We start from the raw sequence: 22,873 nt of genomic DNA, 5'->3' as shown, positions 1-22,873 counted from the left end.
TTACTTTCCTCAAAAGAACCAAGTTCATAACCTAGTGAGTAGTTCTGGGGAGACAGAGTAAATAGGTAAATCCTTTTCTTCTCAGAACTGAAACGCAAAACTTCAAGAATGAAGTCCATCCATCTATTCAAATCACCAGGTGAACTCTGGAAGGGGACGGAGGCCCTGACACAACTATCATTAATCTGCAGTGTAATATTCATTTTCGTAATACCCAAACTCTATTCAAAATTATCCTAATGTGCTAAAATGTTGCCTCTTCATATCCTGTATTTGTTCCTGGGGATGATTGACTGTTCACATTTATAGCCGAAGTCGCGGTTTCTTCTGCTAACCATGATCCCCAAAAGGCTCCGGCTATTCCACCAAAAAGTCCGCCCACAAATCCACCTATTGCACCTCCAACAGCAGTGCCAGAGTTAATCAAACTCTATCATATCTTGAATTGCATCTTTAAACCAATCCCAGAACGAATCGTAAACCTTTACTATCTCCCATCCCTCAGTGGAAAAATCATGGATGATAATAACTTTTTGAGGATCATCCTTAGACCAACAAGCTACATCGTCATTATCATCTCGTTTCGCGAAAGGCATAAAGTCTCTGGAAGGGAAACGTTCCTTTAATCCTTTAAACTTCTGATGAAGCTGCTCGTCACCAAGAATATACCAAGGTGTAATATTTATAATCGGTAATTCTATGGTCTTCAAAAACTCCTTCGGGTATTTAAACCAGGAGGGAGTTAAATCCTTTGGCAATAAATAGCTCATTCGTTATTCTGTTGAACCAGTAACATTAGATCCTTGCGGATAAGTATTCCTAAATCCAGAAGCTTGGCTTCCAATTCTATTCATGACTGCGTCTCCAAAAGTAGCTGGAATTCCTCCATTTTTAGTAGTAAACGCTCAACGTAGTTTGTTGGTAATGGAGTATCGGCCGCATGAATAACAGCCTGAACGGGAGTGTCTGTTCGACTTGCTGCAAGTACTCGTTTATTATCGAGTGTGACGAGGTTACCCGGTTTTGTTTCAACTACATCAACTGGCGAACCTTGCCATCCTTTTTGTTTCATGCTTTGCTCAAGGGCTTTAACTTGAGGGCCATTCACAGAACTTTGACTAAATTTAATATTCTTAGCGTTTACTGTCGTTACGGTTGGCGTTGTTGGCTTTGCATTAGCAGGTTGTTTTGTGGTAGGTTTTGAAGTGCCTTGACGTGGTCCACTTGCCTGTTGCATAGCCGATCCAAAGGCCGCTAAGCTGCAATTACAGGAACCAATTCTTGTGCTTGACCTAACTTACTTGCACTCTCTGGTGTGCCATTATTTCCATCACCAAACAAAAAGCCAGTAATCGTACTCCACGCATTCGCACCAGCTTCTACTATAGAATTTAAGCTTGGTCCCTCATCAGCCGGCTCTTCAACCCTCGGAGCATCAAATAGCGGCTCGGCCTCCAAACCTTCCAACTCACGATGAGCAGTAACTTTATTCTCGCTAAATGCATATGGAGAGTTATAGTAATATTTCTCAGACAGTGGATCAAGCCGAACAATCCGTTATATATATCAAAATTTCACCAAAATCCCTTTAATAAGAGATTTCTCAACTATAATCTCCTGTACATTACTTCTATCAAAATCATCTGAATGGTAGGTGTATATTTCTAACGTGACGGAAGATTTACCTATGCCCCTTATAAACATTTCTCTAATGATTAACTCCGTGCCATTATTCTTGTCTTTAACACTTTCAAGTGTTTGATCGGCAAACGATCCGAGATCAATGTATATCTTCCAATTTTCTACAAATTGCATCAGGTGCCCAGCAATTTCAATATTAACGGTATCCCGATTGGCAAGCATTTTACGAATATTAATAGCTCTTCCCTTATTTGTTTCGGAAGGATTCGACTTAAAATCTATCCGAACTTCTCTCCCCAAAAGCGATTCATTAATCGAGTCAACTGGCAGATATTTAATATTCCAACCTCCCTGACCATAGGCATTAACACTAAATATACTTGTAATGACAAGAAATAAAATCGCCTTCATACCTGTTGATGGGCACTTCTTATTTACAGATAAATTCAGCATGAGGATCTTCCATTACATAAATTCCATATTGCCTATAATTTAAAATTCTTTGGATCAATGCTTCATTGCTTATTATACCGGTCATACTATTTTTGACATATCTGACAACGTCCTCTACTTTGTCACCCTTCCCAGGGCAATTCAATGCTCTGAATATTTTCAAGTCTTCCCCATTAATAATTGCAATATTGCTGTAGGATGATTCATTTTCAATGGCAGAAAAATGGTAGATATGACCATCCAAAAATTTGATACACTCATTATACGTTCTTTCTACATTAAGCGTATCAACAAAATCACAAATAAACACTCCCTCAAGGCGGCAGGCATTGTTTACGTGGAATCCTTTAGTGTAAGTTCTGTTGTAATTCGGAACTAGCCCGTTAAGTACATCTGCAAACACATTGAGTATCTCTTTTTTACTTCTACCTGCTATCGTATCTTGACAACAGGCAGCTATATCTATTATATCCTTGCGATCAGTTCGCCTTGATGAAATACAAGTGGAAAATAATAAAACAATAAAACCGCTATGTATATAACACTTCATAGGTTAATTATTTCTGTTTTCCTTTCATCTCTGAATAAACTTTAGAATCTATGTTTGATTTTACCGCTGCTTCAAAATCAAAATCATTCGCGATTCGACTTTTTATTTGAAGCTTTGAAAAATCTCCTCTGCTTTTCTCTCTATTGCTTTTTCAGACTTCAATATTCTTTTCACTTCCTTGGGCCAGAACTTCAGATCAATTGAATAAAAATAGGATTTCATTCCTTCAGCACTCACATTGCGAATTTCGATAAGATAATGAACTGAACTGGCAACGAGGCCCATATATACCGTTCGCGGAAATTTTACTTTATGCACCTCAATTTCAATACGCTCTGTTGTTACGAAATCAACAATTGGTAGTTCACCAACTATATAGAAAAAGCCAAACGGAGCCAATCCTAATTCTACTAAACTATCATTCTTTTGCCTGCTTAATTGAAATATTCTTCGTCCATCAACCGTGCTTCTAATAAGTCCGATCTCAGCTTTGCTCGATTCATTAAACATCTTAAAATTAATTAACAAAGGATCCAAAGTATCTTTCGCAGCCTTAAATGAAATAGGAAACTGTATCGAATCACTTTTCGATGAATTCTGGCCCTTGACATTAATGGAACAGAAAATGAGAAAAATTAGAACGACATGTTTTTTATTGGCTATCATAGTGAGTGCTAAAATGTACTGGTTCATAATACAAAACTGACAATGAAACATTTGCTGTACCCGATGCTGAACTTTCCCCCGAAGGAGTTAGACCAACCCCATAGCCACCCTAGCTGCCGCAAGTTTCCAACTTGTAGTAATTATTAGTTTAAGCTTTCAGCTTGTTAATGTGCAAGTTGGAAACTTGCTATAAAGCAAGTCACAAGTTACGCTTCGCTAAACTTGCGACAGCAAGGGGGTCCAATATCTGGCATATAGAGTCGAGCGCCAAAATCGAGGAAACCGAGACCAGCAGCGAAGAATAATCTTATTTATTTGGCCATAAGGTAGTCTTTGTCACTCTTACTGTTCTCGCCCCCAATCGATAGTAACCATGGGCTCCCCCGGCGTACTCCGTTAGTAATATTTTGGTGCGAGGCAATAAACTCAACATTCGGAGTTTCTGCTCATCAGTAAGCCTTCGAAAATCGTCTGGATACTGACTAAAAATCAGTTCTTTTAATTTTGGCAAGTGTTTCATTTCTGGCGGAAGCTCAGTCAATTTGTTATTACCAAGCATTAGTTTCTTCAGATGAGATAACTTTGAAATATTTGCTGGCAAAGATTCAATCTGGCAATCCGATAAATTCAAAAACTCTAGCTTCGGAAGCATGGCAAGTTTATCGAATAAGTCAACTAAGTTAATTCCTTGATTGTGACTTAAAGAAATGTTCTTAACATTAATAAGTTTGACTATGCTTGCGTCTATTTCCACAATGTTATCCGAGTCTAGCCTAAGACTCTGAACTTGGTTGGGGGCTCTCAAAGCGGAATCAAGGTTATTAAAAACTCCGTTTTTAAAATCTTGAGGTACTCCAACTAAAGGAGTTATTATAAAAATAAAGACAATCAATTTTTTCATCATAAGGATGCAATTTCCCTATGACGAGACGATACTAAAAACAAACAATTATATAGAGCAATCCACGCTTTATTTATCATCTACTTTGAACTTTGAGTAAAAATGAATCTTTGTACCAGCTTTCATCTCTTCTTTAATATTGCCCTTGTAATTATTGGCAGAGCCGTTTACAATTTTAACAATGCCCTTACTGCCTGAAATTTCTAGTCTTGCCAAACCATGTCGACCGCCACCTCCATGAACTTTTAGTGTGTCTAACAAATTCAAAATCAGTGTGGGGTTTGGGTGTGATTGTTGGTGAAGAACACCAACAAGGGCATGGGGGTATGACCCGCCTCGTGAGATATTTCGCGAGCACTACCTGTCTTGAGAGTCTCATCAACGCTTCTTTGACTCATCCAGATATTGAGTCCGCCCTTTTCGCCAACTCCATTAACACCTGATCCCATACTTTTAGCCATGTCTTCGTTGGAAATTATACTAATCAAGTGATCCGTATTTTTTACATCCGATTCAGACTTGGCTACCGAGGCTTTCTTGCTGCAGGGAATTATCAGGATATATACCATCCTGTAATTATCCAAGACAAAATTACAAGTAAAACACCTAATAAAAATTCATACTTTGATAGTGACTTTCTAAAATATGGAATCACAATGCATATGATTACCTGCAGTAAACAAAAAAAACAATAAAGCATCCATTGTTCCCGCTCATATTTATTACTCGAGGCTAACCCCAATAAAAAGGCGGTAAGAACAACAGCAAATTGGAGCATCAAAAACAGGACTAAATTCGAAAAAATAAATATTATGTGCTTTCTCATTTTTTTATAGTCACTTCAATACCATACTCGTTTCTCATCACACAACACCAACAACTTTATGTACCCAAAAGCCAGTTGTATCTAACAATTCCAAAATCAGTGTGGGGTTGAGTGTGATTGTTGGTGAAGAATAGAAATCAAGGGCATGAAAGTAGTGCTTATACTCGTTCTTGAACGCTACCTTCTTCTTTGATTTAAGTGCAGCATCAATAAGCTGATTCAAAGATCAAGTCGGATCATTCAGCGCCGTAAGAAAATGAAATCAGTTCATTTGTAATTGGGTCAAAGTAAGCGCGATCACCTAAGTAACAGCAATCTAAATTCACTTCTATCGCCTCTCTTCCGTTATACTTTGACTTCGAAACAGCTGCAATCTTATATTTGCACGGCTGGAAAGATACATCACCCTTTGACTTTAAATATTTACATACTTTAAACAAATAATCATACTTGTCATTCTCATTTCTCTCGCATTCGCAAGCTTTCACATCGCTTTTTCTCCTTTGATAGCAAAAGAGTGGAGTTATGCTTTTTATTTCCACCACCCCCTCAACATAATTGAAGAGTACATTGCCGTCATCCGTCTCAACCTTAAAAGTATCTTCTCCTATCCCAGAATCTTGGGCATTGTAGTCCATAATCACGGGCATAATTTGCAATGTGCTCCTACTCCCATGACTTCCTTTAATTCGCAGTGTATCAAAATTTTCCATCAGATAGACGTCCTGTTGTGGCCGGAATTTTATTGCTCTGCCAAAATTCTCTGACTTAAAGTCGTGACTACAGGCATTAGTGTCCATCGCCATCACGGGGACATAGCACCAAAAATCTTCCTTCTCAAACACTAGAAACCCTCCGCCAATTGAATTTCTTCCTTTTTGGCAACTAAAGCAGAAGGTCAGGAGAAACAAAACAATGCAGTTTGCAATATTATTCTTGTTCATCAATTTGTTGTTGAGTTGGTTGGATTAAATCGGCTTTGTAGTCCAGATCAATAATCCTGGAGTTAACGAAGGTATTATTAGGTTGATACCATGTTGCCTTCGCAAGGTTATAGTATGCGAGATAATGATCATAACCAATTTTGCTAGACCCGGATGTGCCCATGATATCGTCCGAAAAGCCATAATCTGGCCCCGCAAAATGATAGGACATGAGTACATAAAAGGGAATGAAGGTGGCTAATGCAGGGAGAAGCAATCTTTATATTTAGTACTAATATCTGAATGAGCAATTCTTGATCGCTTAATTTGAGGTAAGAAGTAAATCTTGATTCGAATTTGATTATCGATTTGATTCTCCAAAGAATATACAAATAGAACATATCCAACTTCCTTGATGGCACAAGATTTTATAACGTAGTTAGAAGATGTGGTTATTTTATTAAGTAATTCCTTAACCTTGTTATAATTTCTATTGCTACTGGTACCGATTATTTTATTTCGAAATTCATTCTCAAATTCCCCAATCGAAATTTCTTGTAAAAAGAATAATTCAAATATTTCATGCATTAGATTGTCCAAGAGACGAAATTTGTCACCAAAGTCTCCATTTTTCATAGCAAAAATTTCACTCTCAGTTAATTTATCCACAAAGGGTGAACTTATATCTACCAAATCTATCGAATCCTTTAGAACAAAAAAATTATCAATTTCATCATAATAGTTGGATAAGCTATAGATATAATCGTGTATTTGAGGAAGGCTTATAAAATAGAAATTTCCAACTGAATCTTTAACAAACGAGAAATCGAAATCAACTCCCTCCACTCGATAATTTCGTATGTAAAATTGATCACTTATTGTAACTGTTCGCCAATTATTAATTTCATCTAAATCATTAGATATACTCTTTTTGATAATACACTTTTCAGATTCACTTAAGGGCGCTAAATCAAAAGCTTCTTCATTATTTATAAAATAAGTCCTAGCATCATTATTAAAACTTTTAATGCTCGATTTATTTGAATTGGTCGAACAACTCAGAAGCGATATAAAAGTACAAATGGACAAAAGGTGCTTCATAGACAAAGAATTTATTTTCTAATTATCGTGCCGTGGATATTTTTCAATCTCTGAATCATCCAATCATCATGCTTTGAATCTCTCATCGGTAACTCCTGCATTATTGTGTCTGGAACATGTAAGCTTCCTTTAGCGTTTGGATGATCTCTCCTAAATTTAGGGTGTCCAGCTTCGTGGGCAACTAGGTTTGTAGTTCTTTCAACAACATTCTCATAATCATCACTTATCAAATGTGGGGCTTGGGTGTGATTGTTGGTGAAGAACACCAAGGGCATGAAGCCCTTGCTGATGCCTGTGAGAGAGTGTTCAAACCTGCCTAGTCGCCCTGTGTGTATATAATTGTCTCCCCATTAGAATTCCAACCTTTGTTTTTAAACCCCAATTTGCTCATTAGGGTTATTGCCCACTCTCTGGCTAAGTTCCAATCTTCCAAATGATCAAAATCTTCTGCGTTCCAATACTTTGAATCTATATTATTTACAAAATCTCTGAATTGCGACAGCTCTCTTCTCATTCCGTCATTAATCCAACCTTCTTTCAAAAAGATTTCGAGGCTCTCGTCATTTAATCCAACAATTAATCTTGTATCTAAGTCTTCAAAAATTTCAAAAATAGGAGATTCTAAGGATGCAATTTCCCTATAACGAGACGATACTAAAAACAAACAATTATATAGAGCAATCCACGCTTTATTTATCATCTACTTTGAACTTTGGGTAAAAATGAATCTTGTACCAGCTTTCATCTCTTCTTTAATATTGCCCTTGTAATTATTGGCAGAGCCGTTTACAATTTTAACAATGCCCTTACTGCCTGAAATTTCTAGTCTTGCCAAACCATGTCGACCGCCACTTCCATGAACTTTTAGTGTGTCTAACAAATTCAAAATCAGTGTGGGGTTTGGGTGTGATTGTTGGTGAAGACACCAACAAGGGCATGGGAAAACGCTATACGATCTCATCGATACCTATATCAGAGATGCTAAAGCCAGAAAAGCGTATTCATAAAAAAGGCAGGTTCATTTTTTGAACCCGCCTTTTTTATACCTATATAGATCAATTGATGCTGCCGAATGAGTGATATAGCTTCCCCAATTTATCCTTAACGTCCACTCCACTTTCCTTACTGCTATAAATCTTAGACGCACCAGAACAAGCAATGACCATCAATGGAACTATTAATTTTATATATCTCATAATTAAATAGTCATTTTTAAGATTGGACCGGTAACAGTATTCCTAAAAACAAACCCTATTGAGCCTGCGGCTGCTCTATTTCCATAAACTGTCGTCCTGTTCTAACAGTCAATTTTCTCAAATCTATAGCCAACAATGGTCCACCAAAAAAAAGAAAACTTACCAACCACATAGCAGTCAACACTTTCTCGCTCCATTCGGTCAGTTGCACCATTAATCGTCTTCTTATGCAAAGTGAGAATACCGTCTTTGATCTGATACATTGAAATACGTTTTCTAATGAGTTTTCCAAGATGATAAACTTCTACATCATACCTCGGTTTTACTTTTACCGCATCATCTTCAAAATCGTACTCCCAAACTCCGTCATGCGTTGTCTTTCTCACAGTTTCCAATGTTCCACCCTTAAACGGATCACCCTTGTACTCTAACTCAACTATACTATCCGTGCAAACAAATTCATAGAAATAAAAAACGCTCCCCTCATTGTGATCATTAACATGGTGTGAGAATGTCCAGCAATGTCCATCATATTGATAATTCTTTTTATAAACAGTTTTTCCATCAAATGAAAAAACAACATCTCGTTGATTTTTTCCAATGGAATCAATTCTTACATGAGGTTGATTGGAGCTTTCTAAATACAGTTCATCAACTCCCTTCATCTGAAATAAATCTATATCAGAGAAATATTTGGAATTATTTTGCATGTCCACGACTCCTGTATTGTTATTTTTAACGATACACCCCATCAGGAAAAAAGCTATACCAAGTCCCGTTCTAAACATGTTTATTCTCTTGCTTAAGGGTTTTCAGAATAGTTTAATCCGCCAGATTTAGTGTAGTAAACATTGTTAATAGTCGTAGCCTTAGTTACTCCATTTGAATACGTAACTTTCGTCCAACTGCCTGCGTTATCAAATGCCCGGCTTCTCTCGCTATGTGTATAAGTATTACAACCTTCCTTTCCTAAGCAAGATTTCTCAGCTGGCGAATCATTTGATCCCTGATAGTATGGAATGATACCAAATAAATAGCCTCCGAACATACCAGGTGCACTAAGACTCCAACTCTGATTACCAAAGACGGTTGTTTTCATTTTTAAAGCCAACGCAGTGAGCAACTGAACACCTCCATTATCCGGGTTCCCAACGTGACAGGCATGCACAATAATTTGACTATTATCTCCAAGGTATTTACGTATCCGCGAAAGGTTGCCATTGTTTGCTATTTTATTAGCGCTATTAAACAGATCACCATCCCCGATTCGGAACGAGGCATGTTTGTATTGCCCATGACTTCCAATGATCAGATTACCTATCTCTCTTCCCATATCTTCGATTTGGTTTGCCGCATCCCTAGAATCACTCACTCTCAAAACTGTTATACTCCCGTTCTCGTTTGCGGCGTCCAGCATTTCAGCAAGTGCTCCACCATGGTCCGCCTTTTCGGAAAGATCGTTTTGCATCAAAAGAACATTAGCCGGGTCCGTAGAACATTCACCGATATCAGGCTATTCCAGGTCGGGATCGGACTCCAAATTGATCGCAATGCCTTAGTCACCTTAATTAGTCACCACAATTTATCCTGTCCGGAAAAAACAATGGCCAGAATCTATTATGCTTGTGTCCCGATTTGTCTTTCAAATTGTAGCAAATTATACCTACAACCTCATCAGTTAGTTGGCTTCTACTCTCTTCAACTAATGTATCTTGAACTATTTTGTATGATTTCTTAACGACACTCTTAATTTCGAGTCTGGGTAAACGCTCGTCAAAATTTGGGTAAGGTTTTTTCTTTATCTTTGAGTCATGGGGCAGAAAATAGTCCACTCTTCCCAACGAATCAATAATAGAAAGCGAAACCAGAAAATGTTTTGCGTTTCGAAGTCCATTTTGAAGTCTCGCTAACTTTTCCTCACTTGGCCCTTTGCCCTCACGAAAAGTTAAAACCGCCAAGTACTCCAATACTAACACCTTGTTATTTGACACAAAGGTATATTGATAAACATGTGAAATATTTCCTATACGTTCATTTGTCAACATCCATGAATTCTTTTTCTTAACATAATGCTCTATGTAGGAGTTGGTTTCGCTAACCATTTCAATAATCTTATTCTCGCTGTTAGGTTCTAAAATCTTGAAATATGGATACGTATTCAATTCGGCATCAGTCAGTTCACCGACTCCCTCCAAGGTACAGTAATTAATATCTCTATAATACTTTGCCACTGGATTTATGCCAGCCGCAGTCGTGAGATAGAAACTACAAACAGTAAGAATAAAAAACAAACGTATTTTCATGCTACTCTTTATATCTAAATTTTCCAAATGAATCAAAAAACGGCTGTCTAACTATTGATGACGATGTTTTTCCGTTTGAATACGTAACTCGAGTCCATTGCCCTGAATTCTCATAAGCTCTTCCAAATTGCCTTCGCGGAAATCCTGGTATCCCTTCATAAGAACTCATTTCTTTTTCGGTATAGTATGCGGGACTGCCTGGTCCTCCTTGAAACAAATCGGCTCGACCAGGGGTAAAACTTCTATTCCCAAATACTGTCCTTTTGAACTTAAGAGATAATGCATTTAAAAGTGCTTCTCCACCATTTTCTGTAGCACCCAAATTGCAAGCAGTAAAAATAATTTGTGCATCTATTGATAAAGTTCTAGATATTCTTGAAAGGTTGGGAGAGATATTTATTCGCTCAGGAGAACTAAATACATCACTTCCAATCTGAAAATAAGCGTTGTCATAATCTCCATGACTTCCGACAATTAACCCAACGATCTTCTGTGGAAGGGCTTCCATAAGGTCCGCAGCTTCTTTAGTGTCCCCCACATGCAAAACCGTAAAGTTTACATTAGTCTTTGCGGATTGTGCTAAACTTAAGAGCGACCCAGTGGTCTCAGCATCGAATTTCAGTCTTCCAGAACCATCAGATTTATATCCAGGAAAAAGAGCAACTGTAGTCGTGCCCGAATATTTTCCAATTCCGTGCTGGCTTTGAGTCTCGTCCCAGCTTACTGTTGTCTTATTCCCATTTTCGTCTGTGTCTTCATATTGGCCGTTACTCCAATTGTATCTTGCTAGCATCCCATCTGGATCAATGAGCAACACAGGATTATTAAGAACGTAGTTGTATGGAGAGAAGCCAGTAAACTTTTCCATAAGAGGATCCATCGTAGTGAATCTGCCTATAGTTGCTTCTTGCATTCTAGATCCATAATCCAACCATCCAAGATTGAGTTCGTCCTGTAATTCTTTTCCATTGTATTTGTAATTCTGCGCTGTCGTATTCTCACGCGTATAGGAGTTGTAAGATAAACCAAACGGATAATATTCTTCGCTTTGAATTACCGGAGATTTCGTTTGCTCTATTTTTAGATCATCGAAGTACACTTCAATGGAACTTCCGCCCAAAGCCGCGTTGTCGTTGCTCAGGTAAATATACACATAACCGGCTTCTTTTATAGTAAGCTGCTTCGAGAGTTTCTCGTGTAGCACATCCGTGCCGCTTTCTTTAGCTGCTTCTGTAACCCTCACAAAACCACCATCCAGTACGTTGTAATTTCTGTCGAAGATCAGGTAATTCAAATATGCTTTTGGCGCTGTGCCGGTTTCACTGCCTTTATTCAAAATGCTTGCAAACGGATCAACCGTACCACCAGTGCTTCCAACAGCTCCACCATCTACATACGTGCCTGCGGCAGCAGTTCCATTGGCGATAGATGTGATCAGGTTATTTACTGCGGTTGTCCAGTTGGTTTGATTGGTATCGAGATATTTGGCATATACTTCTGCGTTGATCACATCGCCTGGCATTACGCTTAGTGATTTAGCCAAACCAGTGCGCTCGTTGACTGTACCATTCAGGCGGGTGGAGTAGTTTGTACTGCCCTGTCTGGTATGATCGAATAATCGGAAGTTTATCTTTACTGCTTCATTATAGTATAAAAACTTGCCTTGTTCAGAACTTGCATTGGCTGTCTCTAAAGTTGCTGTTGCGCTCTCCGTTTCATTTTTGGAAGTAAACGTAACACGCACGTTGCCCAGGTGATCTTTCAAATGATATTGATACTCCGGAGCGGTGCCGGTCATTACAATGCGGCCTTCTTCGTGGTTAATGAACTTGAGCGTGTCGTTCTCATAAAAATACTCGCCTGCATAATCGGTTTGTTTGGTAAGGGCGTTGCTGGCACTATATACCTGTTGGCAGAGTTTTCTGCCCAAAGCATCGTAAATATATTTGATATACTCGCTGCTCCCTTTCGTTGCCTGTGCTACCAGATTCAGGTGATTGTAGGCAATGGCGGCTATATCTTTGTTTCGGTCTGCGTTCATGCTGCCGTTATTGTCGTAGAGATAGTCATCACTTACGGTGTTGCCATCTATAAAGCCTTGCGTTACATCGCCTGCATCGCTTACGCTGAGCAGTTTGTTGCTCCGCCCCTGATCGGTGCCATAGTAATAGGTAAGTTTATCCAGAGTGGCACCATTCTTTCCTTTGCGGATAAGCTGCTGTATGTTGCCATTCTGATCGTATTTATAGCCAGTCTCGCTATAGGCATCTGTAATAACCGGATTGTTCTTATCATCCAAATATTGAGGCTGAGCCCAGCCGGATGATTGCTTCTGGCGGAAGTTTGCCCCGGTAATCCGGTTCATCGGATCATAAGTATATTGATACGCATTCTCCTTTACATCGCTAAAGCCCTGGTTGTTGCTATACCGGATAGCTGATATGTTTCCATTGAACTGTGGTATGTTGTTCAGTGTAGCTACAGTTTCATTGTAGGAGAGGTTCATACCAAAGTGATCGCGTGGATCATTGGTTTGATCCGGCGTAAGATCGGAGTTGTTGATCCGTGTGAGCCAACCACGGATGTTATAGCGCATGTCTACATGTTGCTTGAAGCTTGAGCCTTGGTCTTCCGAATGAAGTTTCTTCGTGATCAACTGGCCAAGCTCGTTATACTCATTCTTTGCCAGCAATACATTGGTACCGCCATTTACCTGGTGCCAGGTTTTAAGCAGGCGGCCGGCATGGTCGTACTCAAAGGTTCTGGTTATGCTGGTGCTGCGTGCTGCAAAAGAAGCCCGCACATCGGCCAGCGTGGCGCCTGATGAATACAACGATGCGTCTACGCGCAAGTCCGTAGTAGAAGCAACAGCAGATGTTGCTATAAGCTTTCCATTCTGCCGGTACGTTACCGTAGTGCCTTTGCGCTCTACCCGGAGCACATCGCCTGTATTGAGTCCTGTGCCGTTATAACGTTTTACACCGCTTTCATAAGTCTGCAGGCTAAAACTGGAATTCACCATATATAGCGCATAATTTATACTGGTGAAACCGCCATCCGGATCAGACGAAGCCAGACCAACCATACGGTTCTTGGTTAGCTCGGTTGCCGTTACTTCCATCCAGCCATCCTGCCCGGCAGGCAATACCTGTACTGATGATGCACCTGCGTTCCAGCCATCAGCGCTGCCGCCAGCCCTCGCCAAAGCGTTATTGAGTTTATTAACCACCGCAGGACTGATCACATTCGTCCACTGAATGCCATACTCGGTACGGGTGTTCTTTGATTTAAGAACTTTTCCTGCAAAGTCATATACGTTGGTAGTTCTGTCCAGGTCGCCATGCATATCGTTGGCAACGGTCTGCACTACCCGGTATTTATCATCGTAATAATTGGCTGTAATGATATAGTTTCCTGCGCCAAGCACTTTGCTCTTTGCGCCGGTAACCTGACCAATTACACCGGGAAAACTGTTGCCATTGGCATCAAATTTATATTGATCGGTAAACTCATCGGATTTATAGTTATAGCGGCCATCGTTGACCAGATTTTTGTAATCATACGAATCATAATATGTTACCGTCTGTACATCCAGCTTCGTTACATCATTTGGGAAAACATTGTTGGTATAACCATGAAAGGTTGTAGTACCATCAAAGCTGTCGTAGAAATTTGCCGTGCTGATTAATCCGGCCATCGTGGGCTGATCAACAGGAGATGTATGCGTATAGATTGCCGTAATTACGGGGCGGTTCAGTGCATCGTATTTGGTAACCAACCATTGGTTGTTTTTGCGCTGTTCACCGTCCTGTGTCATTACAAGTCTGTCGCGATTATCGTACACCATATATACCCAATCGGCTCCCGGCACTTTCTTCTGCGTCATTCTACGCCGGTCGTCATATGTATATTGAAACGCCCAGTTATCCAATGCCAGGTTAACAGCAGTTTTTACTTTGATCGGATCGGTTTGGATAGTAACACCTGAAAAGGATGTGTTCGTCATTCTCATTCTATATACACCTTCATCGCTCGCAGCAAAGGCACTCCGGGTATAGCTTTGCTGTGAGGTGTTGCCGTTCAGGTTGTTCACACTCGTCCAGCTTCCGTTATCCTGTTGCTTCTCCCAGGTAATCGTACCGTTGCTGCCGGCTGTGCGGCCGGGTATCGTAAGCGATGCGCCTATAGCAGGCGTTATAAATTGCACATCTTGTATGTTATTCTGCGGTGTGCTGGTAACAGACTTTATACCAACACCAACGAGTGGTTGCAATGACCCAAAGTCCAATCGGTTATACGAAACGTTCAACGTTAAATTCGCCTTGTTTACGTGCGTTGTAAAGTCAGGAATCGCTTTTAGTTCGTTGTTGTTAGTGGTCAATGATACCAGTACGCCCAGGTTAAGCATACCTGACGGTAGACTGCTAAACAGATTCTTACCAATAGCAAAACTCACCAGAGACCGGCAGGTAGCGATTGAGCTTGGGAAATCACCCGAAAACTGGTTGCTGGATATATTCAGAACCGACAGGCTGCCCCAACCATTAAATAATGTGGAAGGTAAAACACCACTGAACTTATTGTTATAGGCATAGAAGGTTACCGTCTGCGTGAGTTTGGATAGTTCTACTGGCAGCGTGCCGGTAAGCTGGTTATCGTTTATATAGAAGTATCTGACTTTGGTAATATTTCCCAATTCTGCAGGTACCGTCCCGCTGAGCTTGTTAGCATAGATATAAAAATACTGCACACTGGCCAGGTTGCCCAATGCAGGCGGAATACTGCCGGTGAGATTGTTGTTGTTCAGATAAAACTGAACCACCTTACTCAAATTACCCAATGAAGCAGGAATGCTTCCGCTAAGCTGGTTAACATGTAAAAGCAAGTATACCAGGTTTGAAAGACTGCCCATCGATGTAGGAATCGTACCACTCAGGTTATTGTGATGCAGCGACAGGGTAGTTAAATATTTAAGGTTCCCTATCTCTGATGGAATACTACCCGTTAAATCATTTTCATGCAATACCAGGGTTGTCAGTGCAGTGGCATTTATCAGCGAAGCCGGAAGGCTGCCACTTAAATTGTTATGGTCTGCATACACAATCTGTAAACCGGCAATGTTAAAAAGCTCGGAAGGTATATTTCCACTCAAACCACAGGAGTATAAGTAAATTTCCTTCAGCGCAGTCATACCGCCCACGGCAGCAGGAATAGAACCAGTTATACCCGCGTTACCATACATATTAAATATAGTAGCAGCTTTCAACGAGCCTATTTCCAATGGCAACGTTCCAACAAGGTTATTCGAGCTGAGTACAATTTTGGTAATATCGCCATTGGTTACCGTTACACCATACCACGTACCAAACTGAGCGCTGGTAGCAGAAGATGGCCAGCTGCCGCTTACAGGCCAGTTTGTTTTGGTAGTCCAGTTGGCTCCGCCCAGCTTATCATAGATCGCTTTCAGGGCTGCAAATTCAACAGCATCCGGAACAGCATCCACTACAGGAGCATCGCCTTTCGCTGACGCAGGAGAACTCCACAGTATACCCATCAACAGTATACTGGAAAAGAAGGTAGATAGAATAAATCTCATGTTGTCAACAGAAATTAGAGTGTAGTGATGCCTGTAATTTTAAATTCATACATATCCGGAATATTCTCCCCATCTTCTTTCAACAGAAGTATACGTATGGTGATTTCGCTTCCGGATCTTATAAAAGTGATGGTGCCCGATTTACCTCCGGCAGTCACCTGGTAAATGATAGAGCCGCTGTTACTCACATTGCTCCAGGTGCCATTTACGGTATTTACTGTGTAGGTATATTTTACATGACCCTGGTTGTCTTTCCATTCCACGGAAGTGCTGCCATGCGAAATGATCTTGTCTCCGCCGGCAGAAAGTATATCGCCGGTGTTTACATCGGTAACAGAAGACGCCTGCCATGCCAAATTCTGTGTAGCTATACTCTGTCCACGAAGGAGCATGGGAAATATTAAGAAAAACGATAGTATATATAATCTCATATTAATTCTAATTTTTAAAGGCAGCCTTAATGGATACAATTGCTTCGGGAGGAAGTACCAAAACCAGGCTTCCTAAATCGTCATATACATAATATGTTTCCGCAAAGAGAGGCCCGTTTTCATTCACATCATATTGAACCTTTTTGCAAACCAGGTGGCTTTCTTTATCCGTATACTCTATGACCTGGTTGTTACTTTCATCAAACGTTACATGCTTAATCAACTCTTCAGGTCCATAAAAACTCAAACTGCTCGAGGAAGAAAGAGATCTGGTAGCCGCACTATAGGTAAAAAAGAGTACTTCGTTCTCAGCGTTAAGTTGATATTGTTTTTTCACCACATGGTCTGTATAATCATTGGTGGTTGCGTTGGGTTGCCAGTTGGTTCCCGGAGCTCCCTGTTTTACTACACGATTCAGTGGGCTGGCCTCATATATAATTTTCGCGTACGGATCGTTGTCGGCAGCAACCAGGCCATCTGTAGAAGAGTAAAAGGATTGAGCCGCGCCTCTATAGGTGTGCGTAACAGGTTCCAGAATTTCATTAGTTGACTTAAACAGCCCGTTTTGTTCGGCAGCAAAAGGTGCATATTTTTTATCTTCCCGCCCCGCGGCATCATAAGTAACAGGAACGACTATGTCTTGATGACCAGGTGACGCCTGCTTAGCAACCGTCTGAATATTTCTGCCTAGACCATCAAAATATACCGTGGTTTTGTTTACATCTTCAATGGGCAAAGTTGGGATGGTGCCGGCATCCAATACATTGCCGGAAATGACGTTGTAAGTGATAATTGAATTAAGGCTACTGCTTACAATCGCACTAATCGAGTATCGCACAGCACTCTCGCAGCCACTTGTAGTGTTACGGCTTGCAACCCAATATTCTTTGGTCTCATGCAACTCAGGGGTGAGATAGGTCAGCGCGATAGCCAAAGGCGTGGTAGATGAGTAAGAGTCATACCAACTGATAGTGTTGGCATCTGTTCCTGGAGTTGCCGATAAAAGAACAGTGCCGTTTCCGAAACGCGAGCCATCTATTCCCGAAGGAATACCGGGTACAAGCCCGACAGTAGCCGTTATCGGAACCCATGTACTTTCGCATCCGGTCGCTGAATTATAGCTGGCAATTTGATAAGAAGCAGAACTGTTTATATAAGGACTCAAGGCTTTCGTGCCGTCTGCGTTGGTAGGCGTGGGTCCATTCCAAATTACCCGATTTGCATTCGCTCCTATGGTTGCAGAGAGCGCTACGCGGCCAACTCCACAATGCGTCCCGTTGACTGCCAAAGGGACCTCTGGTATCGGATTGATCGTGGCAGACACTGTGATTCTGTTGCTTTCACAGCCATTGTTGGTATTATAGCTCGATACACGGTACGATGCACCTGGTATCTGGAGAAGACCAGTGGCATACTGGGAGCTTGCACCAATTTCTTCTTTAATTAAAGCGTTGGAGGAGTTATACCAGTGAATCGCATTGGCATTAGTTCCTGTGCTGGCGGTCAGGGTTATACTTCCGGCTCCGCACTGGCTCTGATCACCTGATATAGGATTTGATGGTTGTGGAGCAATCGAGATTCCTGAAGAATAGCTGGCAACAAGCGTCTGGGAAGTAGTACTTCCTCCAGTCCACGTGACTTCAAAAAGCTCGATAACATCACCAGGGCTATACGCATTCGGAATGGTTGTATCCGTTGTAGCAGAGACGCTCATGGTAGTACCGGTTGACATTACAGCACCCTGCATTTTCCATGTATAGCTTACCGAAGATGAAGTCTTCAGGTTTTTAGCAGAGAAAGATATAGTTTGCCCGGTGCAAACGCTTGTAGTGCTCGGTATAATTTGAACCGCAGGGGGTGGTGGTGTTGCCGGAGAAACAGACAGGTATGCGCTGCCGATCGGATACGGCGTTCCCCCACCAGAAGAGAATACTTGTACGGATAGCGAACCAGTGCCTGAACTCCAGTTGACGGTTACTGAACTGCTGGTGTTTGATGATGTGATGGTGCCTCCGCTGACGCTCCAGTAGTAACTACCCGGAGATCCTCCGGTAACGCTGGCTGAATAACTGGTTGACTGCCCTACATAGGCAGTACCCCCTGCATTGATGGTGACGGTAACCTGGCAAAAACTCTGAACGATACAAAGTAGTACAATACCGAAAGGCATTAAAAATCTTATAATTGTCTTCATACCTCTTTGGTCAGTTTGTTTTATAGTTATACTCGAACTTCCGCACGACCTTGGAATCCTTATCCTTTATGTGTGCTAATCGTCCAAGTTTATCGTATATGTAGATCGATGAAATTCCGTTGGGATCAATTTGGCTGGTCATGCCCACCAGTGGATCGTATCCGTAAGTGAAGACTTGCATTTTCTTGAGCGATGGTTGATTTCTTAAAGCAGATATATCTCCACCCGATGCACTATAAGCCGCGTATAGAACACTATAGGGAACACCCATAGCCTTTATGACAGGCAGGGTATTGTTATACCCCCATATATAGGAAGTGATAATTCCATTTTTCCCGGTAATTTCAACCACATTGCCATTAGCATATTTATAACTTTCCTCCACTCCGTAGTGCGTATCTGCAGTAATGGCGGTATTTCCAAAAGTTATAGGAGTAAATACGGTTGCAGCCTGAGGAGATGCATACAGGATGGTCTGAAGGGCTGACGGATAGATTTGATTGTTGCCCTGATCCTGGTAGATCATGCGCGAGCTCCTCAAAAAATTACCATCGCGCCATGATGACGTTTCCAGAAGACTCCCTACCTGATTGCGTAGTTGCAGGGAAAGAACTGCTTTTAATTCGGAGCCAGCGGTTGTTAACGAAGATGACAAACAATTTGCCTTTTGTGTATTCAAGTCAATACGACTTGATACATATTGCTTGCGCAGCTCATTAATGGTATTGGTATACGTCCACCAGGCGCGTAACTTACAAGTTGCGTCATTGCAGTTGTTTAAGGCGGTGCCATAACTGCTATAGGCCAGCCCTTCTTGCATAGAAAGCCAGGGATCATCATGTGTGTTGGCAACCATGCAATTCGGTATAGCTGCATCAGCCACATAGGTATTTCTGACCTCTGTTAAAACTTTACCCCTTATCATGTTGTCTAAATCGCTACCACCTGCAATGTCAGTCACCACCGTTCGTGTAGGCAGTGTATGATTAGCGCTTTCAAAAAAAGTTTCTGTTACGCGTTGGGTTGATTTGTGCGTAGCATCCTGGTTGTACACAATTTCGAAATCGGAAACCTTGGTCTTCTTGTACGGAATAAGTTTATATTCCGTGGCCAGCAGGAACTCCTCATGTCCCCTTACTATAAGTCCGTTGAGGCCAACAAGCCCTGGCGTATAATCAGTCCGATAGTGGTTCTCTTGCAAAACATTACCACTTGCATTATATATATACTTATGTAACAATTCTCCCCGTGAATAGTCATATTGATTGGGAGCAGGCGGGTAATTCGGAGCGCTCTGATCGCAATCTGATTGATTAATAATCGTACCAGCAAGGCTGCTAATCGCCGGTGATGGTACCTTGTAGCGATATATAGTATATCCTCCGTCACCCTCCTTCACTTGAACTTCGCCGTATCCAATATGGCTGCCCTGTGTACTTTGCATAGGAAGCACACTGGATGGTGAACAGTAGAAGCTTTTCTTGGCTTCATCTATTTTCATACAACCATCGCTTTCCCGGGCATCGATTGCGCCCCCGCTATTAAATCCGTATGCAATACCTGAAGCTTTGACCTGATCATTTTTGGCAAGCATGATATACAGTGGTCTGCCAATTAAAACGCCGCGCCCCGCTCCAATGTCGCTGCTGTACTCAAACCTCTTCACCGTCACACCAGCGGAATTACCATCGTTGTATTGGATAGATTCAATACGCAATCCGCCTACGGTTGCGTCTACTTGTCCCATCGAAGTTGAAATCTCGTATAGTTCGGCTTGAACCCCCGTTCCGGAATCTCCACCTGAAGAATAGCAATACCACTCATAAATGCCTGGTTGTAGGGATATCTTAAATTCCACCCAATCAAAACTCGTTGCCGCCCAGCTTGTGGTTCCTAAATAGGCGCCACGGAATACTCCGCCATTGGCGCTTCCAAAGGCCCGCACACGAATCAGGTAACGTGTAGTTTTATAAACCGAAATGTTATACTTGGTAGAACTGGATGTTTCTACTGAATTACCACGAGCAGAAATATCATAGGGTAAATGTAATGCAGATTCCACTGCTTCAGTGACCCTCGTTCGGTGGCGACCATATATGAATTTTGCCGAACCTCCTGTGGGGTATGTCACCCGCATTAACGCACCTGCGCACATCTGGGGCCAGGATGATTCCCGATTCGCGGATGACCCCGAATAAGTTGCCCCTCCATCGAGGGAACAGGAAGGAATCAACTGCGTGTTTCCGTCAGCACCATTATAGAAACCCCAATGATCCTGACCCGTGGACAATGTCCGCGGAACTAAATCTTCATTATAATATTCGAAAGTATAAGCGGGAATTTGCTCCGATTGCTTAATCGATTCGGATGGATTTACTGTTTCCGAACAAGCGTGTTCCTGAAACGATTTTAGCTTCAATCTTTTTTTGTCAGTATGTATATTATAGTCACTTTCAACACCACCACCCGGGCTGCCACCGTACGTTGAACCTAGCGGTTTGTCGCTGTTAAAATAATCATATTCAAAACTGAATTTCTTGCAAAATGTGCCCCCCGATATTTGAATCTCTTTCAATGCACGCGCGCTATGTTCAATGTCGGAAAATCCATTTTCATGGTCATTCAAATCGTTCAGCGCATCCGATAAATCTTGTCTTGGTTCTGATGCAGGCACAAACGTTACCGTGCCATTGGAGAATACAATAGAACTGAGGCGTATGCCAAGCACATTATTTTTTACTAATCCGAAGCCGCCTAAGGTGCCGTTCCTTACCGGAAACATTGATACCGTGTAGTAGCTATAATTTTCCTTTGCGTAATTTAGCCTTATGGAAAAAAGATTGTCAGCGGAGCGCACTTCGTTCAGGTACCAGCTGGAGATCACGTTAAATCCCGAATAATCCAAACCGTTTTCAAAAGAGTTTGTACGATTCTCTTCAACGGCATCGACATCTGATGAATTCTGAGGCGTCTTGCCAAATATATATTTTGTACCGTCCGGCGTGGTTATTACCCAACCTATTAGATACTGAATATCGTTCACATCAAACTGGGGTTCTACCTTTATGTCCTGCTGGGGAAAGAATAATGGTGTTCCATCAGGCTTTATATAGAAGGTCCCGGTGAAGCCGTTAAAATTGAAAAAAAATAAATCAGCTTCACCGTCTTTTTTATTCCTGCCAAAATTAAGATAGTCCAGCACCTTATCGCTGCCCGACGAAAAATCACTATACAAATAGTTGTAGTATCCATGCGCCTTCAAATAGGACATCGCAGGCACGGTTTCAGATGAAACCCGTTCGTCTGGCATGCCTTTAACCGTCCTTGTTATAACTCCAGTACAATTCAAAGAGAACCCAGCGCCAACCCAACTTGATTGCTCCATCACCTTCAGTCCGGATGCATGGTAGCTTAAACTGATTGGCAATTGAAGCGGCCCCTCATGCACAGTGTATATAGGAAAGCTTATATCTGGAACTCCAATATGATAGTTAACGGGTATGTTAGCATACTTCCCCAAAGCTGCCGCGTTGGGCGAACTTATGGATACGATGGGCTTTGGAATGTTGGGATCCTGACAGTTTGTATTTTGCGTAGCCAGGATTGTCAATACATAACCCAGCAGTAAAATTTTACGCATTTGTTTTATCATACGTTCTAAAAATTGCGTTGCGTTAAGAGAATATTATTTATAAGAAAGAGAATCAGGTAGCTTCTGGATTGATCAGAATAATGGCTGGAAATATAGACAGCGCAATTCTTAGCGTCATCTTCGCAGGAAGATAGTTTATCATTTTTGGAGGCAGGTTAGTTATATATCGATCGTCAAATATAGTAAATTCATACAATTAACCACCTAAAATATTTAGGCTTATATCAATATTTAGCATGAGTAAATGCCTGTTTGAAGATTGAGTAATTTATATACTTCATTAAGCATGAAAAAACATCATCAATTAATACAGCAAAATGGTGTATTCTTGGAACTGTCTTTTAAAATGATAATTGTCTCTGCATACAATGCAGGTAGGTTATTCTTCAAGGCGATGAAGATTTAACTGATATTACCTCGGGTATATATCCTCCCCCAAA

20 protein-coding genes are annotated in these 22,873 nt (G+C 41.2%); all 20 read right to left on the bottom strand.

Going from position 1 to position 22,873, the window contains the following annotated elements; translation table 11 throughout:
- Nucleotides 1-203 (bottom strand): hypothetical protein (locus VIN08_RS13450; protein ID WP_331965869.1); only part of this gene is annotated, 203 nt, incomplete at its 3' end.
- A gap of 41 nt (nucleotides 204-244) precedes the next feature.
- Nucleotides 245-427, bottom strand: a complete 183-nt coding sequence (locus tag VIN08_RS13445) for a hypothetical protein (protein ID WP_331965866.1) — start codon at nucleotides 425-427, stop codon at nucleotides 245-247.
- Nucleotides 420-770: a hypothetical protein gene (locus VIN08_RS13440; RefSeq protein WP_331965863.1), complete on the bottom strand. Its 351-nt coding sequence runs from the start codon at nucleotides 768-770 to the stop codon at nucleotides 420-422. The genes VIN08_RS13445 and VIN08_RS13440 overlap by 8 nt, the downstream gene beginning before the upstream one ends.
- Before the next feature lie 80 nt (nucleotides 771-850).
- Nucleotides 851-1,237, bottom strand: a complete 387-nt coding sequence (locus tag VIN08_RS13435; RefSeq protein WP_331965860.1) for a hypothetical protein — start codon at nucleotides 1,235-1,237, stop codon at nucleotides 851-853.
- Nucleotides 1,238-1,566: 329 nt separating this feature from the next.
- Nucleotides 1,567-2,052: a hypothetical protein gene (locus VIN08_RS13430; RefSeq protein ID WP_331965857.1), complete on the bottom strand. Its 486-nt coding sequence runs from the start codon at nucleotides 2,050-2,052 to the stop codon at nucleotides 1,567-1,569.
- A 19-nt stretch (nucleotides 2,053-2,071) separates the two neighbouring features.
- On the bottom strand, nucleotides 2,072-2,644 hold the full coding sequence (locus tag VIN08_RS13425; RefSeq protein ID WP_331965854.1) for a hypothetical protein: 573 nt from the start codon (nucleotides 2,642-2,644) through the stop codon (nucleotides 2,072-2,074).
- A 102-nt stretch (nucleotides 2,645-2,746) separates the two neighbouring features.
- Nucleotides 2,747-3,337: a hypothetical protein gene (locus VIN08_RS13420; RefSeq protein ID WP_331965851.1), complete on the bottom strand. Its 591-nt coding sequence runs from the start codon at nucleotides 3,335-3,337 to the stop codon at nucleotides 2,747-2,749.
- A gap of 280 nt (nucleotides 3,338-3,617) precedes the next feature.
- A complete protein-coding gene (locus VIN08_RS13415) occupies nucleotides 3,618-4,214 on the bottom strand; it encodes a leucine-rich repeat domain-containing protein (RefSeq protein ID WP_331965848.1) in 597 nt (198 codons plus the stop codon).
- A gap of 66 nt (nucleotides 4,215-4,280) precedes the next feature.
- Complete coding sequence (locus tag VIN08_RS13410) at nucleotides 4,281-4,478, bottom strand: hypothetical protein (protein ID WP_331965845.1); 198 nt, start codon at nucleotides 4,476-4,478, stop codon at nucleotides 4,281-4,283.
- 795 nt (nucleotides 4,479-5,273) lie between these two features.
- Nucleotides 5,274-5,981, bottom strand: a complete 708-nt coding sequence (locus VIN08_RS13405) for a hypothetical protein (RefSeq protein ID WP_331965842.1) — start codon at nucleotides 5,979-5,981, stop codon at nucleotides 5,274-5,276.
- A 237-nt stretch (nucleotides 5,982-6,218) separates the two neighbouring features.
- A complete protein-coding gene (locus VIN08_RS13400; RefSeq protein ID WP_331965839.1) occupies nucleotides 6,219-7,061 on the bottom strand; it encodes a hypothetical protein in 843 nt (280 codons plus the stop codon).
- A 316-nt stretch (nucleotides 7,062-7,377) separates the two neighbouring features.
- Entirely contained in the window at nucleotides 7,378-7,761 is a 384-nt protein-coding gene (locus VIN08_RS13395) for a hypothetical protein (protein ID WP_331965836.1), read from the bottom strand.
- Nucleotides 7,762-7,947: a hypothetical protein gene (locus VIN08_RS13390; protein WP_331965833.1), complete on the bottom strand. Its 186-nt coding sequence runs from the start codon at nucleotides 7,945-7,947 to the stop codon at nucleotides 7,762-7,764.
- 411 nt (nucleotides 7,948-8,358) lie between these two features.
- Nucleotides 8,359-9,045: a hypothetical protein gene (locus tag VIN08_RS13385; RefSeq protein WP_331965830.1), complete on the bottom strand. Its 687-nt coding sequence runs from the start codon at nucleotides 9,043-9,045 to the stop codon at nucleotides 8,359-8,361.
- Nucleotides 9,046-9,059: 14 nt separating this feature from the next.
- A complete protein-coding gene (locus VIN08_RS13380; RefSeq protein ID WP_331965827.1) occupies nucleotides 9,060-9,725 on the bottom strand; it encodes a DUF4347 domain-containing protein in 666 nt (221 codons plus the stop codon).
- A gap of 100 nt (nucleotides 9,726-9,825) precedes the next feature.
- Complete coding sequence (locus tag VIN08_RS13375; RefSeq protein ID WP_331965824.1) at nucleotides 9,826-10,560, bottom strand: hypothetical protein; 735 nt, start codon at nucleotides 10,558-10,560, stop codon at nucleotides 9,826-9,828.
- Nucleotide 10,561: 1 nt separating this feature from the next.
- On the bottom strand, nucleotides 10,562-16,156 hold the full coding sequence (locus VIN08_RS13370) for an RHS repeat-associated core domain-containing protein (protein ID WP_331965821.1): 5,595 nt from the start codon (nucleotides 16,154-16,156) through the stop codon (nucleotides 10,562-10,564).
- 14 nt (nucleotides 16,157-16,170) lie between these two features.
- Nucleotides 16,171-16,548, bottom strand: a complete 378-nt coding sequence (locus VIN08_RS13365; protein WP_331965818.1) for a hypothetical protein — start codon at nucleotides 16,546-16,548, stop codon at nucleotides 16,171-16,173.
- A gap of 46 nt (nucleotides 16,549-16,594) precedes the next feature.
- The gene (locus tag VIN08_RS13360; RefSeq protein ID WP_331965815.1) at nucleotides 16,595-18,781 is read right to left on the bottom strand and encodes a DUF6443 domain-containing protein; all 2,187 of its coding nucleotides are present in this window, start codon (nucleotides 18,779-18,781) and stop codon (nucleotides 16,595-16,597) included.
- A gap of 10 nt (nucleotides 18,782-18,791) precedes the next feature.
- Nucleotides 18,792-22,433, bottom strand: coding sequence for a hypothetical protein (locus tag VIN08_RS13355; RefSeq protein WP_331965812.1), 3,642 nt, complete (start codon nucleotides 22,431-22,433; stop codon nucleotides 18,792-18,794).
- Nucleotides 22,434-22,873 lie beyond the last annotated feature (440 nt).

This window comes from Ohtaekwangia sp., from assembly GCF_036568665.1.
In the GTDB taxonomy this organism is placed as follows: domain Bacteria; phylum Bacteroidota; class Bacteroidia; order Cytophagales; family Cyclobacteriaceae; genus Ohtaekwangia.
Note: the sequence above shows the minus strand (reverse complement) of the source record. Positions and strands in the feature narration are given on the sequence as shown.

Excerpts from the sequence above, each read along its gene's own strand:
- VIN08_RS13375 (WP_331965824.1), bottom strand. The coding sequence starts at position 10,560 with ATGAAAATACGTTTGTTTTTTATTCTTACTGTTTGTAGTTTCTATCTC.
- VIN08_RS13365 (WP_331965818.1), bottom strand. The coding sequence starts at position 16,548 with ATGCTCCTTCGTGGACAGAGTATAGCTACACAGAATTTGGCATGGCAG.
- VIN08_RS13435 (WP_331965860.1), bottom strand. The coding sequence starts at position 1,237 with ATGCAACAGGCAAGTGGACCACGTCAAGGCACTTCAAAACCTACCACA.
- VIN08_RS13415 (WP_331965848.1), bottom strand. The coding sequence starts at position 4,214 with ATGATGAAAAAATTGATTGTCTTTATTTTTATAATAACTCCTTTAGTT.
- VIN08_RS13385 (WP_331965830.1), bottom strand. The coding sequence starts at position 9,045 with ATGTTTAGAACGGGACTTGGTATAGCTTTTTTCCTGATGGGGTGTATC.
- VIN08_RS13355 (WP_331965812.1), bottom strand. The coding sequence starts at position 22,433 with ATGATAAAACAAATGCGTAAAATTTTACTGCTGGGTTATGTATTGACA.
- VIN08_RS13400 (WP_331965839.1), bottom strand. The coding sequence starts at position 7,061 with ATGAAGCACCTTTTGTCCATTTGTACTTTTATATCGCTTCTGAGTTGT.
- VIN08_RS13360 (WP_331965815.1), bottom strand. The coding sequence starts at position 18,781 with ATGAAGACAATTATAAGATTTTTAATGCCTTTCGGTATTGTACTACTT.
- VIN08_RS13380 (WP_331965827.1), bottom strand. The coding sequence starts at position 9,725 with ATGCAAAACGATCTTTCCGAAAAGGCGGACCATGGTGGAGCACTTGCT.
- VIN08_RS13420 (WP_331965851.1), bottom strand. The coding sequence starts at position 3,337 with ATGAACCAGTACATTTTAGCACTCACTATGATAGCCAATAAAAAACAT.
- VIN08_RS13370 (WP_331965821.1), bottom strand. The coding sequence starts at position 16,156 with ATGAGATTTATTCTATCTACCTTCTTTTCCAGTATACTGTTGATGGGT.
- VIN08_RS13395 (WP_331965836.1), bottom strand. The coding sequence starts at position 7,761 with ATGATAAATAAAGCGTGGATTGCTCTATATAATTGTTTGTTTTTAGTA.
- VIN08_RS13430 (WP_331965857.1), bottom strand. The coding sequence starts at position 2,052 with ATGAAGGCGATTTTATTTCTTGTCATTACAAGTATATTTAGTGTTAAT.
- VIN08_RS13405 (WP_331965842.1), bottom strand. The coding sequence starts at position 5,981 with ATGAACAAGAATAATATTGCAAACTGCATTGTTTTGTTTCTCCTGACC.
- VIN08_RS13425 (WP_331965854.1), bottom strand. The coding sequence starts at position 2,644 with ATGAAGTGTTATATACATAGCGGTTTTATTGTTTTATTATTTTCCACT.
- VIN08_RS13440 (WP_331965863.1), bottom strand. The coding sequence starts at position 770 with ATGAGCTATTTATTGCCAAAGGATTTAACTCCCTCCTGGTTTAAATAC.